12 protein-coding genes are annotated in these 17518 nt (G+C 60.0%); 5 read left to right on the top strand and 7 right to left on the bottom strand.

Annotated elements, in window-relative coordinates:
- Positions 1-7: 7 nt before the first annotated feature.
- Genes nikC through FJU08_RS20700 form a run of 3 tightly spaced genes read right to left on the bottom strand, consistent with a single transcriptional unit; the run spans position 8 to position 3469 of the window.
- The gene (gene nikC / locus FJU08_RS20710) at positions 8-940 is read right to left on the bottom strand and encodes a nickel transporter permease (protein WP_235890889.1); all 933 of its coding nucleotides are present in this window, start codon (positions 938-940) and stop codon (positions 8-10) included.
- 11 nt (positions 941-951) lie between these two features.
- A complete protein-coding gene (locus FJU08_RS20705; protein ID WP_141150956.1) occupies positions 952-1872 on the bottom strand; it encodes an ABC transporter permease in 921 nt (306 codons plus the stop codon).
- Between the two features lie 58 nt (positions 1873-1930).
- Positions 1931-3469: an ABC transporter substrate-binding protein gene (locus FJU08_RS20700; RefSeq protein WP_210245285.1), complete on the bottom strand. Its 1539-nt coding sequence runs from the start codon at positions 3467-3469 to the stop codon at positions 1931-1933.
- Positions 3470-3626: 157 nt separating this feature from the next.
- Here FJU08_RS20700 and FJU08_RS20695 point away from each other — a divergent pair, with 157 nt between their 5' ends.
- Entirely contained in the window at positions 3627-4511 is an 885-nt protein-coding gene (locus tag FJU08_RS20695) for a MurR/RpiR family transcriptional regulator (protein ID WP_181409965.1), read from the top strand.
- A 41-nt stretch (positions 4512-4552) separates the two neighbouring features.
- Positions 4553-5659: an o-succinylbenzoate synthase gene (menC, locus tag FJU08_RS20690; RefSeq protein ID WP_181409964.1), complete on the top strand. Its 1107-nt coding sequence runs from the start codon at positions 4553-4555 to the stop codon at positions 5657-5659.
- Between the two features lie 218 nt (positions 5660-5877).
- Here menC and FJU08_RS20680 read toward each other — a convergent pair whose 3' ends face one another.
- Both FJU08_RS20680 and FJU08_RS20675 read right to left on the bottom strand, forming a co-directional pair.
- Positions 5878-7881 (bottom strand): hypothetical protein, encoded by a 2004-nt coding sequence (locus FJU08_RS20680; protein ID WP_181409963.1) that lies wholly within the window; start codon positions 7879-7881, stop codon positions 5878-5880.
- A 459-nt stretch (positions 7882-8340) separates the two neighbouring features.
- Positions 8341-11253 carry a hypothetical protein gene (locus tag FJU08_RS20675; protein ID WP_141150951.1) on the bottom strand — a complete coding sequence of 971 codons (2913 nt, stop codon included), beginning with the start codon at positions 11251-11253 and terminating at the stop codon, positions 8341-8343.
- Positions 11254-11267: 14 nt separating this feature from the next.
- Between FJU08_RS20675 and FJU08_RS20670 the strand changes: the two genes are divergently transcribed.
- On the top strand, positions 11268-11480 hold the full coding sequence (locus FJU08_RS20670; RefSeq protein WP_141150950.1) for a hypothetical protein: 213 nt from the start codon (positions 11268-11270) through the stop codon (positions 11478-11480).
- A 1414-nt stretch (positions 11481-12894) separates the two neighbouring features.
- Here FJU08_RS20670 and FJU08_RS20660 read toward each other — a convergent pair.
- A complete protein-coding gene (locus FJU08_RS20660) occupies positions 12895-14217 on the bottom strand; it encodes an ATP-binding protein (RefSeq protein WP_235890884.1) in 1323 nt (440 codons plus the stop codon).
- Positions 14214-14873, bottom strand: coding sequence for a response regulator (locus tag FJU08_RS20655; RefSeq protein WP_141150980.1), 660 nt, complete (start codon positions 14871-14873; stop codon positions 14214-14216). Before FJU08_RS20655 ends, FJU08_RS20660 begins: the two co-directional genes overlap by 4 nt.
- Positions 14874-14987: 114 nt before the next feature.
- Here FJU08_RS20655 and dsbD point away from each other — a divergent pair, with 114 nt between their 5' ends.
- Both dsbD and FJU08_RS20645 read left to right on the top strand, forming a co-directional pair.
- Entirely contained in the window at positions 14988-16787 is a 1800-nt protein-coding gene (gene dsbD, locus FJU08_RS20650) for a protein-disulfide reductase DsbD (protein WP_141150948.1), read from the top strand.
- A 24-nt stretch (positions 16788-16811) separates the two neighbouring features.
- Entirely contained in the window at positions 16812-17441 is a 630-nt protein-coding gene (locus FJU08_RS20645) for a DsbA family protein (protein WP_141150947.1), read from the top strand.
- Positions 17442-17518: the final 77 nt, after the last annotated feature.

Raw genomic sequence — 17518 nt, 5'->3', positions numbered from 1 at the left:
TCCCGCATCATTTCTGCCTCGGATCGAGCGCTTCGCGCACACCGTCGCCAAGCAGGTTGAAAGCCAGAACCACGACCATGATCGCAACACCGGGGAAGATCATGATCCACGGTGCCTGATTGAAATAATCACGCCCTGCCGAAAGCATCGCCCCCCATTCCGGCGATGGCGGCTGTGCGCCGAGGCCGAGAAAGCTCAAGCCCGCTGCCGCCAGCACAGCTGAGGAAACACCGAGCGTTGCCACCACGATCAACGGCGGAATGATGTTGGGCAGAAGATGGCGGAATATGAGCCGCAAATGTCCGGCGCCGGCCACATAGGCGGCATCGAAATAGGCGCGGTTACGCTCCACCAGTGTCACCGAATAGGCAACGCGGGCGTAAAACGGAATGGCCGCAATACCGACGGCGATCATGGCATTGGTGAGGCTCGGCCCCAATACGGCAACGGCGGCGAGTGCGATCAGCGTTTCGGTGAAGGAGAAGACGACATCGACGAGCCGCATCAGAACCCGTTCTGTCCAGCCGCCTGCATAGCCGGCGACAAGCCCTGTCAGCGTGCCGAGCGTCAGTGAAATGCCGACCGCGATCAGCCCGACCTGAATGGTCAGCCGTGCGCCATAGACAACCCGGCTGAACATGTCGCGGCCGAACTCGTCCGTGCCGAACCAGTAATCGGCATTGGGCGGCATCAGGCCCATGCCGGCGCCCATCTGGTCGGCCGGATAGGGCGCGATCCACGGGGCGAAGATTGCCACAAGGATAAGGGCGAGCACCAGAAACAGACCAACCTTTGCCCCTCTGTTGGCCGTTGCCGCCCTGAGGACGGCGAGAAGGTTGGAGAGGAAGAGCACGAGCGGGGACGGCGGATCGGGGATCGCAGTGCTATAGGCACCAGCTGCCGAGGCCACGGCGAGAGCTTTCTTCATGCGTTTGTTCATCGCGGTCTCCTTCAGTAGCGGATACGTGGATCGAGCCACGCATAAATCACATCCATGATCAGCGAGACCAGCACCACGACACAGGCAAACATCAGGATAAAACCCTGAATCAGTGGGTAGTCGCGCTGAAAGATGGCCTGAATGGCCATGCGGCCGACCCCGTTCCAGCCGAAGACATTTTCGACCACGATCGCCCCGCCCATCATGTAGGTAAACTGCAGGCCGATCATGGTCACGATCGGCACCAGCCCGGCCCGCAATGCATGGCCGTAGAGCACCATGGCCTTCGGCAGCCCCTTGGCGCGGGCGGTGCGGATGAACTCCTGATCAAAGACATCGATCATCGAGGAACGGGTCAAACGCGCAATGATGGCGGCGTTGGTGATGCCGAGCGTCAAAGCTGGAAGAATGAGGTTTTCAAAACCGTTTCCGGCAACCGGAAACCACTGAAGGCGCACGGCGAAGAAGAACAGCAGGATCAGGCCGAGCCAGAAATGCGGCATGGAAACGCCGAGAATGGCAGAGGTCATCAGCGTCGTATCGAGCCAGCTGCCGCGCTTGTAGGCGGCGATGAAGCCGAAGGTCAGGCCAATCGTGCAGGCAATCAGAAGGGCGGCGCCTGTCAGTGCCAGCGTGTTGGGCAGGCGTTCCAGCAGCAGTGGCAGAACGGGCTGTTCACCGCGGATCGTATAGCCGAGGTCACCATGAAAGACGCGCACCATGTAATGGAAATACTGAACGATCAGAGGATCGCTGAGGCCCAGGCGCTGGCGGACCGCTTCCAGCTGTTCGGGCGTGGTGCCCTGCGACTGCGCATACATGATCTGCACCGGATCCCCCGGCACCAGATGGATCAGCATCGAGACAGCGATGGTCGTGACCCAGATCGTCAGCAGCGCGGCGAGGCATCGCTGGAGCAGGTAGCGGCTCATGACGGTTCTCCGGTAATATGACAGGGTGCGGACGGGGTGGCCCCCGTCCGCGCTTCAATCAGGGCTGCATGGCGGCAAATTCAGCCCGGTTGAAAGGCCCGATCTTGAAGCCGGGGGTGCTGGCTGAAACAGCATAGAGCCATGACCAGCCCGGCGTGTAGATCGGCACCTGACCTGCCTGTTCCAGCAGGATCTTGAAGGCCTGATGGACAACATCGGCGCGGGCTTCGGGATCGACGGTCGAACGCATTTTCTCCAGAAGCGCATCAAGCTCGGGCGTGTGGAAGCCGTGATAGGCGCCCGGCGAATGCCACAGCAGGTAGAGAAGGTCCGGGTCAAACCAGGTCCAGCCCATCAGATCCATGTAACCGGGACCTTCGGTCTTTTCGTTCTCCTGCGTGTCGCGGGCATTGAGCGTGCCGATATCCATCACCTCGATATTGGCCTTGATATTGACCTGGGCGAGCTGGTTCTGCAGCATCTGCAACATGCGTTCGCGGCTGTCACCGGTCCATGTGGCAAGCGTTACCTCCATCGGATTGTCGGGGCCGTAGCCAAGCTCTGCCAGAAGTTCCTTGGCCTTGCCCGGATCGTAAGGCTGCTCATACTGCTTGCAGAATTCGGGATCATTGCCGAAGACACCGCGCGAGATCGGGCAATGCTGGCGTTCGACGAGATCGCCGTAAACGACCTGGATCGCCATGTCCTTGTTGATGGCGTAGGAGACGGCCTGACGGGCGCGCACATCATTGAAGGGCGGACGGTTGACCGCAAACTGGATGAACATGTTCTGGCCAGTACCGGTGGCGACATGCACATCGACCTCGTCATCATCCTGCAGCGCCTTCACCTCCTGGATCGGCGGCGCAATCACGTTCAGCTCGCCGGTGCGAAGGCCGGCAACGCGGGTCTGCGCTTCGGGAATGGTGCGGATCACCAGCCGGTCCGCGAGGGGAGCGCCGGGATTGTCGACCGGGCGGCCACGATTGATATAATCGGGGTTCTTGTCGAGAACGATCTCCGAACCCTTGGTCCAGCTTTCGAATTTCCATGGTCCTGTTCCGATTGCGGAGGAAACGCCGAAACCGTCGCTATCGGCATTGCTGTCACACAGCATCGAAGTGAACTGATCAGCCATGAAGGGGATGAAGGCGCCGAAGGGTTCGGAGAACTTGAAGCTCACTGTCAGGTCATCGATTTTATCGACAGAGGTGATCGGGCCCCAGCTGGCCTTGGTCAGGCTGGGGTTTTCATCGCCGAGTGCACGGTTGACCGTCCATAAGACGTCGTCAGCATTAAACGGCGTGCCATCATGACAGACGATGTTATCGGCCAGGTGGAAGGTGACATCCTTGCCGTCATCGGTCACATCCCAGCTGGTGGCAAGGTTGGGAACGGGCTCGCCCTTGTCGTTGAACTCAAGGAGCGAGTCGTAGATCTGATACCAGACCTGGCGGGAAAGGGTTGAAGTTGCGCGGTGCGGATCAAGGGAATCGATATCGCCATCACGCGCCCAGACAATATCCTTTGCGGCGGCGGGCGCTGCAATTCCGAGTAATAATATACCGGCCATGGCCAGTGTCTTGCTGCCAGACATCTTCTGTCTCCTGTTCGAGCTGTTCCACGTTTATTTTTGAATGCAAGCTTGATTGTGCGCCGCCACACTCGATAAGGCTGATACGTAAATTTTAGTTTGTCAACGCTTTAAAAAAAATGTTTTAATGCGGGCAGCAACCCAGAAGCATGAGCCAGATATGTCAGACAATGAAATGAACCCGCTCCACCCGCGCGCTTTTGAACGCAGGATCAAGGCCGCCTATGAAAGCATGCCGGGCAGCGAACGGGTGCTGGCAGACCGGGTGCTGGAATATCCGGGTGACGTGATTGTCTGTTCCGCGACCGAGCTTGCGGAGCTGGCGGGATCGTCGAAGGCGGCGGTGACGCGCTTCGTCAAACGTCTGGGCTACAATGATTTTCGCGACATGCAGAAGGAAATCCGCCACGCCCAGTCGACCGGCGACCCGATTTTCCTGACCTCGGGTCGAAAGAAGGACGAGGCTGAGAAGACCGGCCTGCTCGCGGCCCATTTCGAGCAGGATATCGACTGCATGCGCCAAACCCTTGCCAATATCGATGAGGAAACGGCGCTCGCCGTGGCTGAAAAAATCGTATCAGCCAAGCGGATCGTCTGCCTTGGTTTCCGCAACAGTCATTTTTTCGCCGCCTATGCCCGGCGCCTGATGATCAACACCCGGCCGCAGGTTTCCGTTCTTCCAAGCGCTGGCCAGATGCTCATGGAAGATATGTCGGATCTGGGAGAAGACGATCTTGTCTTTGCGATCGGCCTGCGCCGTCGCGCACGGGCGCTGGGAGAAACCATGGCGCTCTTGCAAAGGCAGAACGTGCCGATCGCCTACCTCACCGATCGACGCGCGGTATCAACCACCAAATATGCGACCTGGACATTGGCCTGTCATGTACGGGGCACCTCGCTTTTCGACAGCTACGCTTCGGTAATCAGCCTGATCAATTTCATCTGCACGCAGGCCAATGAAATTGGCGGCAAGCCGGCGCGGCAGCGCCTGGTTCGTATCGAGGAAATGATGGACCTGCTTGGCGAGCTCGACAGCAGCAACTGACACCGGACAAGAACAGAAACTGAATGCAGGAGGGTGTGTCATTGCGCATCGACAAAATAGACGTTTTTCATGTGGCCATGCCCTTGATCGCGCCGTGGAAAACATCGTTCAGCCAGGAAACGGCAATCGACAGTGTATTGGTGCGCATTCAAAGCGGCGATCTTGTCGGCTGGGGCGAAGCCGCCCCTTATGCCGCACCGGAATTCTGTGCTGAATGGGCAAGCGGGCTGTTTTATCTCATCTGCGACATCTTCAAGCCACTCCTCGAGGGTCAGGATATCGAGGATGCCGAAACGCTTCAACGCATGCTCTCGCGGTTCAAGGGTAACCAGTTTGCCAAGGCCGCAATCGACACTGCCTTCTGGGACCTTCTCGCCAAGAGCCGCAACATGCCGCTTTGGCAGATGATCGGCGGCAAGAGTGCAACGGTGAAAGTGGGCGCGGATATTCCCGTACAGGACAGCATGGAAAAGCTTCTGTCCGATGTGCAGAAATCGGTGGATGCCGGATTTTCCCGCATCAAGATGAAGTTCCGGCCGGATAGCGGCGCCGGAATGGTCCGTAGCGTGCGCGAGGCTTTTCCGGAGGCGGTGCTGCATATCGACTGCAACAGCGGTTTTTCCCGCGATGACCTGCCGCTTTTCCGCGAACTCGATACGCTTGACCTGGCGATGATCGAACAGCCGCTTTCGAGCGACGATCTTCTCGACCACGCATGGCTGCAGGCGCAACTTGAAACGCCGATCTGCCTTGATGAAAGCATCACTTCGCTCCACCGCGCCCGCCAGGCAATCGACTGCGGTGCGGCACGCTGGATCAACATCAAGCACGGTCGCGTGGGCGGTCTGACCAATGCTCTTGCAATTTACGCACTTTGTATTGGACGCGACGTCCCCTGTTGGATCGGCGGCATGCTGGAGTCCTGCGTCGGCCAGGGTGTCTCCATGGCACTGGCGACACTGCCGAGCCTAGCCTATGCCGCCGACATCTTTCCGGAAGGCCGGCTCTACGCAAAGGATATGGCCGAGCCCCCGATCCACTTGAGCGGCCCCGGAGAAGCAAAAGCACCGGACCGCCCCGGCCACGGTTTTGCGCCCAACCCGGAAAGGCTTGCGGCATGCCTGATCAAGGTCAGTGAAAGACCCTGACGACATCCGTTGAGGTCTGAACCGCTTTGGGTTTGGAAGAGTATCCTATACGTAAGAAGTCGGGTCTTTAACACGCAAGATGACGCCTGCAAAACTGTGCCTTGCTCAAGCTGCGATGGGTAAGCCGGAATCCAATGTGGCCGACTTTTGCTCTGCCCCGTGGCTGGTTTTCACGCCGTCGTTGACAGTACCGCCTCTCCTCATCACGCCGTATTGGCTTAAATCTGGCTCAGCAGTTGATGCAAGCTCTTCTGGTACCGGCTATCGCTTTGCGGACACTGGCGGTTCAGCCCATCGACACGTCTGGCAACCTGCTCCTTGATTTCAGTGGATGGTGGTTTGCGCAACAGCGCCTGGAGCAGAAGGAGTGAGTTTCGTTGCAAGTCTACGTCATTTGCTGAGGCTTGCGAGGCGCCAGGCTGATCCGGTTCAGTGCCAGACGTGTTGAATAGCTGGTCCAGCACCGCATCACACAATGGCTTGGCATCGTCCGGCGGGCAGGTCTTCGCGATGTAACGCAGCAGTTCGATGCTCAATTTGACGTCTGCCGTCGCGCAACGCGCCTGAAGCAAGGCCGGCAGAGCGGCCCTCGCCGTTCTGACCCGCTGCAATGCGATCTCGTGCGAGGCCGCTTCATTCCGCTCCGCTGCCGGATTGAGGATATTGTCGAAAATGCCCACGAGCCGGTATTGGTTCAAAAGTGCCGCAGCCGGATCGGGGCCCGGGTCGCGTTGCAGCAGATTGATGGCCGCGGCTTGCAGAGACACTGACGACTGGCCGCTCACTTGATGGGATCTGAGGCCTTCCGCGAAAGCGGTATAGAGCTGCTCTGCAAACTTTGCGGCAGCGGCTGGTGGGAACAGATCCAGCTTTGCCGACAGGCAGGACAAGAGCTCACTGGTACCAGGATTGGCATAACGATGCGTTTTGGCGACCGACTTGGCTGCCGTGATCATCATGCTGAAGATTTCTTTTCTTGCCTTGGGGGCAAACGCTTCAAGGTCAACGGCTTCCAGCACTCTGGCTAGCTGCATTTCATGCGGCCATGACCCTCGAGCCGCACCGATGTCCTGCCGTCCGAGCGCTGAAATTGTCTGCTTCAGCTGCCCAACCTCTTTGTCGCGGCAATATTGCTGAATATTCCGCATGTCTTCGTGCAGTTCCCGTACCCCGTCTTCACGAAGGAGGCTCCGCGCAACAACGGCGACAGGCCGGCTGGCGGGACGTCCTGCTGGTTCGCCGCCGCCCGTTACAGGCGTGTTTTCATGCGGGAAACCGGCCTCATCCCCCAGAAATGAGCGGATCTGCTCCAACACCTGCGCCCGCAGCGGGGCCGTGGGCGGCAGTGCCTCGTCAATTCGCCTCTGCAAAATCGTGACCGCCTGACGCCGGCTTTCCGGTCGATACTGATTTACAGCGTCGCACAGCGCGGCGAGACTGTCGCGCTGCATCCGGGTCAGCGAAGCCCCGCCGGCAGGCTGCGGAAAATGCACCTGAAGGAAGGCACCAGCCAGGTCTTCAAAGGTCTGTTGTTGTTCTCCCCCCGCAGGCAGACTGCCGATCGCCTCGGTAAAGCGCGTCAACGCCTGTATGCGGCTGGCTCGAATGGCATCAGGCAATTGCTCTATCATGATTTCGCGGACGAGATCCGCATTCTCCGGGCAGCGCCTGGTCGCAGGATTGCGGATGAGGAAGTTGAAATCACGGCGGGTTCCCTCCAGCCTGCCCGGCTCGGACAGGCTGTCCGTTTCCGCCTTTCGGAGCGCAGCAAACTGCTGCAAATCAAGGCTGTCCCGGCAGCCTGGATTACGCTCGATAAACTGCGCAACACTCTCGAGCAACGCGCGCCGCGCCGGCTGTGGCTGTTCTGAAATCGCCTGCAAGGTCCAGAATAGCAGGCCCTTTGTCCTCGGGTCAAAATTACCTAGGCTCGAGACATAGGGCAATTGACTGTCCCTTATCGTCGTTTGAAGAATATTGACCATCTGTCGCAGCAAATGAGTCCGGTGTTCGGCATTGGCCACATTGTCCAGCCGGATTCTGCCGAGCAACGCCACGCGCTCTGTGTCGGACATCGTGTCGGCGCCGCCGTCGGCATTGACGTTCTGACGTATCTGGTCAATCAGACGTTTCAGTTTTGCCGTATCGCCCTGGATCCCGGCATGATCGATCATCTGCCGCATTTCGGACAGAATATAATAATCATCGCGGTGATGCCCCATGGGGTTCACCTTATGGCCGATGCTATAACGCGGTTGTTTGGTGGCCGATGGCCCTTCGTGCTCACCCGAACCGGGCCGGTGCCCTGAGGCCCTTGCAGCCTGGCGGGCCGCCATTGACGTTCCGGCTACGCCTCCGTCTGCAAGAAGATTTGAAAGGGTCGGCGCCGCTGGCATTGTCTGCCTTCGCTGTGCGGTGGCGGCATTGCGCAGTGAAGGCGCCTCCTCAGGCCGGGTCGGGGCCGGCTGCCGGCCGGCGTGTGAAGTCTGCGGGGCGGGGCTATCCATTTGATTGACCATAAGGAGCTTCTCGTCACTTTCTCAGGAAGCTGTCATGACAACACGGCGAAAGATTATAGAGGAATCGCTTTCTCCTAAAGGGCTGCCTCGAAAATGCGATGTTGTTATCTATCGTTAGTGTTGCGCGCAGCAGCCGAGCGCGGCCAAATCATCAGAACCATTTCAGATCCGGCCACTTACGATCGCCTCAAGTTCAGCGATTTCGGCTTCAAAGCTGCTATCCTCGTCCGGCTCGACGATCGCCATTTCGAAGGTGCCGGTAGCGCCGGCAGCCGATGGGGCGGGCAGTTCCTGCCAGTCGGAGGGACTGCTCATTTTCATGCCGCAGACTTCCTGAAGCTCTATATGCAGATCGCTGTTTTCGCCGAATTTGAAGGAAAGCCTGTCGGTGATCCTGCCGTTTGCATTGATAAAGCCGTGCTGCTTCAGCTTGTCCTCGTTGCGCGGATCAAGGAGAATTGCAAGGCAGGTACCGGGCTCACGCGTCATTTTCAGCATATTCAAATCCTGGCTGCAGGTTCCATCGCCATGTTCGAAACCCCGTCGCCGCAAGGATCCGGAAAATCGCTCGCTCAGCACAAGATGCAGAAAGAGACTGGTGCGGGGCTTTCGATAGAACTTCGCCCGACATGTAGCGATACTGTCCTGCGTTCCGACCAGCCCCATGGCGCGCAGACGCTGTTCGTTCTTCGGATCCAGAAGCTGTTTCAGGATGACGCCGCTTCCCCTCTTTCCTGCGATCATAAGTCCTGCCTTGGTCAATCTGCGGTCCTGCAGAAAGCCAAGGGTTGTGAGGCGCTGAGTGTTGTCTTTGTCCATCAGCATGGTCAGAACCTGATTGGCACCCTCATTGTCGGCGATGCGGATGAGCGCCGGTACGGCCCTGCCATCCTCATCCAGCAGGCCAAGATCGGTGAGAGGCGGTCTGTTCCCCGGGTCCAGAAGTGTGGTCAAAGCCTGATTACCGCCGCCGGTGTTGGCGATGCGGATCAACGTCGGCACAGCCTTGCCATCCTCATCCAGCAGGCCAAGTGCTGCGAGACGCTCATCGTTTTCCGGGTCCAGAAGCGTGGTCAGAACCTGATTGACGCCACCGGCGCCGGCAATGCGGATAAATTCCGGTACAGCCTTGCCTCCTTTATCCAGCAGCCCAAGTGCTGTGAGACGTCTGCGATACCTTTCAGCCAGCAGCGTGGTCAGAACCTGATTGCCGCCGCCGGTGCTGGCGATGCGGATCAGCGCCGGCGCCACGCCGCCCTTCTGATCCAGCAGGCCAAGATCGGTGAGGATCTTGTCGTTCTTAGGCTCCAGAAGCGTCGCCAGAACCTGGTTTGCGCCTTGGTGTCTGGCGATGCGGGCCAACGCCGGCGCGGTATGCCCCTCCTGATCCAGCAGGCCACGCTCGGTGAGACGGTGCCCGTTTTCCGGGTCCAGAAGCGTCTTCAGAAGCTGATTGGCGCCATCAACGTTGGTGATACGGAGAAGTGCAGGCGTGGCACGGCCTTCCTGGTCCAGCAAGCCAAGATCGGTCAGGCGCTTATCGTTCTTGGGGTTCAGAAGCGTGGTCAGAACCTGATTGGCGCCAATATTGCTGGCGAGGCTGACCAGTGCCGGCACAGCCTTCCCGTCCTCATCCAGCAGGCCAAGTGCTTTGAGGCGAGGCACATTCTTCTGGCTCAGAAGTGTGGTCAAGACCCGATTGGCGCCATCGGTGCTGACGATGCGGATCAGGTTCGGCAGAGCCTTACCGTCCTTATCCAACAGGCCAAGTGCTTTGAGGCGGGCATCGTTCTTAGGCTCCAGAAGCGTCGTCAGAAGCTTTCTGGCGCCATGGACGCAGGCGATGCGGATCAGATCCGGCATGGCATGGCCGTCCTGACCGGTGAGGCCCAGGCGGACAAGCCGGGCATCCATCGCCGCGATCGCGTCTTCTTCCATTCCCTTGCCTGCAAGCATCTGCAGTGTCAGGCAGGCCCCTGATCTTTTGCAGATGGCGCTCATGGCCATGGTCAGGCCCAGTGAGCTATCCTCCTGCGGCCGCAACAGGCCAAGAGAGACGAGACGCGGCGTGCCAGCTCCGGGCTCCAGCGCCCCGGCAAGTCTCTTGAGCTGATTGCGGATGATCTCCCTGCTTTTTGCTGTCTGCCTGTCAAAAAAATCGGCAGGCACGCTAAAGGGCAGGTCCGCAAGGCGCTTCATCGCCAGCGCCGGATCATCTACCATCTGCCAGGCCGTCCGTGCCCGCTTGGCGGCCCGCGCGTCTCCGTCGCTGGAAGGCAGGCAGGCGCGGCGGCTGCCTGCCTGCGTGTCCGGCCCTGCGTCCGGCAGCGGCAACAGGCCAATGGCGCTGAAGCCGGCATCGTGATCCGCATTGCGTGACGGCCCCGCTTCAACGGTCACCCAGTCCGGATCGGTGGCGAACCCGTCACCATATCCGCCAGCCGCCGCCCAGACGCCATCGGGCTGATCCGGCGGCAGCCGCCAGTCGCCCCCCTCTGTCCCGTCGGGAAGCCCGGTGATGGCCCGGCCCAGCGCCTCGGCGAGATCACCGCTGCCATCCGGCGGGGTCGGCACATGCTGAACATCCATGGCCTCATCGCCGGTTTCGCCGCCGAAGCGCTGCCAGCCGGTATCAAAACCGTCTGCGGGCTGCGGTCCGGCAAGGGAGGGAGCCGGTCCGGCAAGCGCCTGCGGCCGGGCGGGCATTGGAAAAGCCATCTGCGGTGGACATGCCGGCGTCTGCGGCCGGGCGCGCTTTTGCGCCCCTGCAGGCGATGGCCCGGGGGCAAAGATCATCGCGGGCGGCGGCATGATCGCGGCCGTCTCGCGGGTGATAACCGGGGTATTCAGTGAGCGTGATGACGCCCGCGAGGCCATGCTTGCCCGGTCATCCTCATCATGTCCGGCAAACAGTGATGAGATGGAAACGGCGCCCGGAGACGCGGCTTTCGACACGACAGAGGCTGCCCGCGACGCTGATCGCGTCACCCGCCGTGAAACACCGTCCCGGCTGAGCGTATCAGAGGTTGGCGAGACCGCGTGACGGGCCGCGGATGACTGTGGCAGGCGTGGCATGGCAGGATCCCCCAATGGACGAAGTGATAGCCACTTGTTTCACTGCCATTCCTTATGAGCATATTACTTTTACAGATACCGCCTCCGCAGCTACCCTGTCACCTGAACCCCCTGATCTGGAACCTTTAAGTAAGCCTGAAAGCGCATTGCACATCCGAGGAGTGCAGGCTGCTGTAGAAGATTTCCTGCTACGTTATCGGTCAATTGATGTATTTTTTGGCTATTAAAATCAACGAACCAAGATTCGGGGGAAGCCGATGCTCCATTCTTGTGGAACCATAGGCCACTTGCCTCATTGCGCCGCAGGAAATGATAGCCGACGTTATTCGCTAGCAATGCGACAAGATATGTACCGTCAGTGAATCGTGGGGGCACAGGCATCGGGGATCCGCCAAAACGGACTATCTCGATATGTATATTCTGCGCTGCGCCGTCATTCACAACGCCCGCCGCAAAATTTCCTGTCGCAACAGGTTGTCCTGCAAATTTCCCCGGCCTGGCATTACAGCCATACCCGCGAGGAGATAGACATTTCATCGCATACGCATAGCAATTATGGTTGCTATTCCATAGTCCGTCCATATTTTCAACCGTGCCTTGCGATGTACCACTCTGAACGCCGATGGCAGCGTCGGAGGGTCTGCTCGGGCGCCGCCATAGAGTTTCGGTTTGCTCGCGTGTTTCGCCGGAAACGGTGCGGTTATCTCGCCACGGTGGATTGGCAGGGACGGGCATATCCGACCGGTTCGATCGTCCGGGGGTGGCCTGAGCATTGGCATGGTGCACGGATAGAAGAGAACTCAGAGTTTGGTTTCTCTCCGGCGTTCTGAAGCCAACGACCCGGGTAGGTTGCCGCGGAGAGGCGTTGCAGTGCGAAGGAGAAGCCGGGGGCGGAGTGCAGCCAAGTGGGCTCCGTCTGTCTGCTTCCGGAGGAAGCGATCTTGATGAATTCACCATATTGGTTGGCCCCGATGCAATCGACTGTCCATTGAGGGTGTGTATCACCCTAGCGCATTTTCTCAGCGCTTGGAATCGTTACGGATTCCCAAATCAGTTTGTTCCTGATTCAACATACAGGCTGGGACAGGAGGCCAGCCTGTACGGTCAGAGCGCTTTCCAAAGACCTTCGCGATCGACTGCTCAATGCGGTTGAGGATGGCATGACATGCCGTGCAGCGGCTACGCGGTTTGGCGTTGCGCCATCGACCGCGATTTGCGTTCTCATCACATCGAAGCTCACGACCTTTCCCTTCGTTGCCTGATCTCTGATCGAGGTCGTATGATTTGAGTGGAAGGGAGTTTCTCCGTGGAGAGTACAATGGAGGTTCTCACGATGCGCTGTGGACGGCCTAATGCCCATCGCCATTGGCCTGACGAGATCACGTCTGAGAGCTTGCGGCCGGGCGCGACAGTGAATGCGGTTGCTGAGCGTCATGGATTTCTAAGTCTGCGCGCTTTACGCAAGGGCCTGCAGCAATGTCTGATTGTCTGCTGCTGCCCCACAAGACAGGAATCCATCTAAAAAGGAGTTACCTTCGACACCAATCGCAGAAGTCAAGAAGCCATCTTTCTCGGTGTCTTTTGGCTGCGCTGAATTGTCCTAAATTTCGTAGATATTTGCTCAGCGAAAAAAGAAGGTGTTCACGCGCGTTTATTCTTGCCAAAGACAATGCCGACCCTGAAACCGCCTTCAGGTCGATTTCCAAGGTCGAGGTCGCCATGAAGGCGACCGACCGCCATGGCGACGATGGTGAGCCCAAGACCCGTTCCCGCTATGCTGTTGTTGCTTCCGCGAAAGAACCGGCGCGTGAGGAGCAGAAGCTCACTGTCAGCGACGCCACAGCCATCGTCCTCAATCGCAAAGCCGTCCTGCGTCTTCACCCAGCGGACCACGCGACCTGGCGGTGTGTGCTGGCAGGCGTTTTCCTGAAGATTTCTGAGGATCAACTCCAGCGTCGCCGGGTCGGCAGCCAGGACAAGCCCATCCAGTGCCGGATCGATGGTCGTCTCGGCGTTGCAGCGCATGGGCAGCTGCGTGAGCATCTCGCGAATGGCGCTGCCGACAGCGATTTTTGCCAGAGGTTCGGCGCCGCGCCCCGCTTCGAGGCGAGCAAGAGCGAGAAGCTGGCGTACGAGCCGGCTGGTCCGGTCGACCGAGAGCAGGATCTGGCCAAGCGCCCGGGCCCTGATGCTCTCATCTTCGGTGGCGAGCGCGATCTGGGCCTGGGTCCTGAGGCCCGCAAGCGGTGTCTTCAGCTCGTGCGCCGCAAAAGAAGTCAACTCTCTTTCGTGGCGGCGGGAGGCGTCCACCCGTCCGAAAAGGCTGTTGAGCGCGGCGATCAGCGGTCGGACCTCGCCGGGCGCATTATCGACGGACACGGAGCGCATGTCCTCTCCATCGCGCAACTCGATTTCGCGGGCAAGGATTCTGAGCGGGGCAAGACCCCGGCCGACGCCGAACCAGATCAGCGCGGCAAAGAGTGGCATGATCAGCGCCGCGGGAACGAGAAGGCCGGCGACGAGATCGCGGACCAGCCGGTTCCTGAGGCCGATCCGGTCGCCGACGACTACCCGGACACCTTTCTCCGCGTCGACGATGGTGTAGACCCGCCAGGCCTCGCCGTTGACCTGCCTTTCGCCATAGCCTTCGGTGTCAAGGGCGAGGCTCGCATCCGGTGCGCCGCTCGAGCGGGCGACCAGACGGCCGTCGAGCGACCAGATCTGACAGGAGAGCTGCTTTTCATAGTCGACCGTCTTGACCCCGGCAGCAGCGTCGGCTGCCGTGACATTGCCACCGGCGACCAGCGAATGCACCATGCGCGCCGCTTCCCTGAGCCGCGTATCGAGCACATGTTCAATTTCGGAGCGGCTCCAAAGCGAAATCCAGATGAAGGCGGTTAGCCAGATCACGCCTGTGGCGACGACAAGCAAAACGAAGAGACGGCGACGCAGTGAGCGCATCATGAAACCTTCATGCGATAGCCAAGGCCGCGGACAGTTTCGATCGTCTCGCGGCCGATCTTGGCGCGCAGGTTGTGGATGTGAACCTCGACGGCATTGCTTTCGACATCCTCCTGCCAGCCATAAAGCCGATCCTCAAGTTCGCCGCGCGAACGGATCACCCCCGGCCGTTCCATCAGCGCGAGCAACACGGCGAACTCGCGTCGCGAAAGCGGGAATTCCCCGGTCTCGGTGCTGGCGATCATCGTCGCGGGGTCAAGCCTGATGCCTGCGGCGGCGAGAAGCGTATCGCTGCGACCATTCCGCCGCCGCGTCACAGCGCGGATCCGGGCCGCCAGCTCATCAAGATCGAACGGCTTGCCGATATAGTCATCAGCGCCAATATCGAGGCCGCGGATCCGGTCGGCCGTCTCGTCCAGCGCGGTCAGCATCACCACCGGCGTCGCGTTGCCATGCCGGCGCAGTTCGGACAGCAGCGCGAGGCCGGAGCCGTCGGGCAACATCAGATCCAGTACGATGGCGTCGAAATCCGCTGCCCGGACCGCCAGACGCGCGTCGGCCAGGTTGGCAACGGCATCAACCGTGCTGCCGGAAAGGCCGAGGCCGATCTTGAGGCCATCGGCAAGAACCGGGTCATCTTCAATAACAAGCAGACGCATCTTTTCCTCGGGCTTCTGACGGATGTCCGGGTTGTTTTCCGCCGAGCTTAAGACTGCCTTAAGCTCGAGGAAGATTTTGCGGGCATCAAGACCGAATGAAGGTTTCACCGAACCATGTCCGCATTTTTCCGGTTCTCTTATATCTGGATACTGGTTTTTCTGACAGTTCCGGCGATTGCCGCACGGGCTGAAATGCCGCTGCCGGCTGATGATGTGTTCCATCTTTCCGCCGCGCGCGACGGAAAAGATGGGCTCGCGCTCGGCTGGACAATTGCGCCGGGGACTTATCTTTATCGCGACGCGATGACGGCGCGCCTTGACGGCAGTGCCATCGCCCTGGCACTGCCGCCCGGTAAGGAAAGGGACGATCCGAATTTCGGCCGGGTGGCGATCTATCAGAACCACGTTTCGGCCGTTGCAGCCGGTCTTCCCGCCGATGGCACGCTCTCCATTTCCTATCGGGGATGTGCCGAAAAAGGGATCTGCTATCCGCCCGTTGAAAAGACGGTCGATCTGGCGACGCTCGATGTTACCGGAACGTCTTCTGTTGGGACGTCATCGGACACCTTCACTGATTGGGCGCCGGAACCGGTAAAGGCCGTGCCCGGGGTCGCAACGGTGGCGGAAACCCAGGTGGATGGTTCTGCGGAGACCTATCTTGCCAGCCATATCGTGCTGATGCTGGCCGGTTTCCTTGGCTTCGGCCTGCTGATGGCCTTCACTCCGTGCATCTTTCCGATGTTACCGATCCTCTCTGCAATGCTTGCCGGCGCGCGCGGACCGCTTTCCACCGGTCGCAGTTTCGCGTTGTCGCTCTCCTATGGTCTCGCCATCGCGACCGCCTATGGTTTCATCGGCCTCGTCGCTGGCTGGTCCGGCTCCAACCTTCAGGCCGTGCTGCAGTCGCCGATGGCGCTCGGCATTTCTTCCCTGGTGTTCGTGGCTCTGGCCCTGTCGATGTTCGGGCTCTTCGAACTCAGGATGCCGGATGCGTTGTCACGCCGTTTCCATGGTCGGGGCAGGACGAGCGGATCGTTCACAGGCGCGGCCATTCTCGGTTTCGGCTCCGCGCTCATCGTCGGTCCCTGTGTCACGCCGCCGCTCGCAGCCGCTATGCTCTACGCGGTCAGCACCGGCGCGGCGGTGCGTGGCGGGGCAGCGCTCTTCGCCCTCGGGTTCGGGATGGCGCTGCCACTCATTGCATTCGGAACCTTCGGTGCTCGGGCGCTGCCGCGCTCGGGCCCCTGGCTCGAACGGGTGCGCCGCGGCTTTGGCGTCGTCTTCCTTGCCGTTGCCATTCTGCTGCTCGCACGTCTCGTTCCCGCGGCGACGGGCCTCGCGCTGTGGGGGCTCTTTGCCCTTGGTTTGTCCGTGTTTCTCGGTGGTTTCGATCGCCTCGATGGAGAGAGCGGTTTCGGAAAACGCGCCGGCAAAGCTGCTGGCCTCTTCTCGGCACTGGTGGCTGTGGTGATGATCGTCGGTGCCTCGGCCGGTGGCACAGATCCGCTGCGGCCGCTCGCACCTCTGGCGGGGCGCGTGGCCGTTGAAACACCCAGCGAGCGCGATGAGGTCCGGGTAAGCGACAGCGTTGCGTTCGACCACGCCCTGCGCGGGCTCGACGGCAAAATCGCGCTCGTCTCCTTTTCCGCCGACTGGTGCACGGTGTGCAAATCCAACGAACGGCTGATGGCTACACCCGAATATCAGGGGCGCCTTGCCCGCCTGCCGGTCATCGCCGTCGACGTGACGCGGCAGGATGCCGGCAGCCGCCAGCTGATGTCGCGCTTTGCCGTGATCGGCCCGCCGACACTGTTCCTGATCGATGCCGACGGGCAGGAAATCCCCGGCAGCCGCGTTACAGGCGCGCTGTCGGCAAACGCGTTTTCGCAGCGACTGGCCGAAGCCGGCGTCTGAACAATAACCGATAGGGAGATTGCAATGGATCGACGAGATTTTCTGGGCCTGACGTTGACTGCGGCGATGGCGCTGATCTCGACGGGTGTCGCCCAAGCGCAGAATGTCGACATAAAGGCCGTGCTGCATGATCCCGATGCGCCGGAAACCGGCAATCCCGATGGCGATGTCACCATCGTCGCCTTCCTCGATTACAATTGCCCCTATTGCAAGAAATCGGCGCCCGATCTTGCCCGCATCGTCAAAGATGATGGCCGGGTTCGCCTCGTCTTCAAGGACTGGCCAGTTTTAACCGACGCTTCGGTCTATGGCGCGCAACTGGCTCTTGGTGCCAAATATCAGGGCAAGTATCTAGATGCTCACAACGCGCTGATGGCGATCCCCGGTCATGGCGTCAGTGCGGATCAGATGCTGGCTGCGGTGCGTGCCACCGCGATCGATATGGACCGGCTCCAGGATGACATCAAGCAGCACAAGAGCGATATCGCAGCGCTACTTGGGCGCACGATGGGGCAAGCCGATGCCCTCGGCATCGTATCGACCCCGACCTATCTGATCGGCCCATTCAGAACTTCGACACTCGATTATCAGGGCTTCACAGCCGCGCTTGCCGAGGCACGCAAGCGTCAGGCTGCCGGCGACCGGGTGGAGTAATGTGATGGACCTTTACGCCTGTGTCTCCGACGGGATGAGAGTTGTGGTGCTGACCGCAAAGGATGTGCGCATGAAAC

The organism is Martelella alba (assembly GCF_006516955.1).
Classification (GTDB): domain Bacteria; phylum Pseudomonadota; class Alphaproteobacteria; order Rhizobiales; family Rhizobiaceae; genus Martelella; species Martelella alba.
Note: the sequence above shows the minus strand (reverse complement) of the source record. Positions and strands in the feature narration are given on the sequence as shown.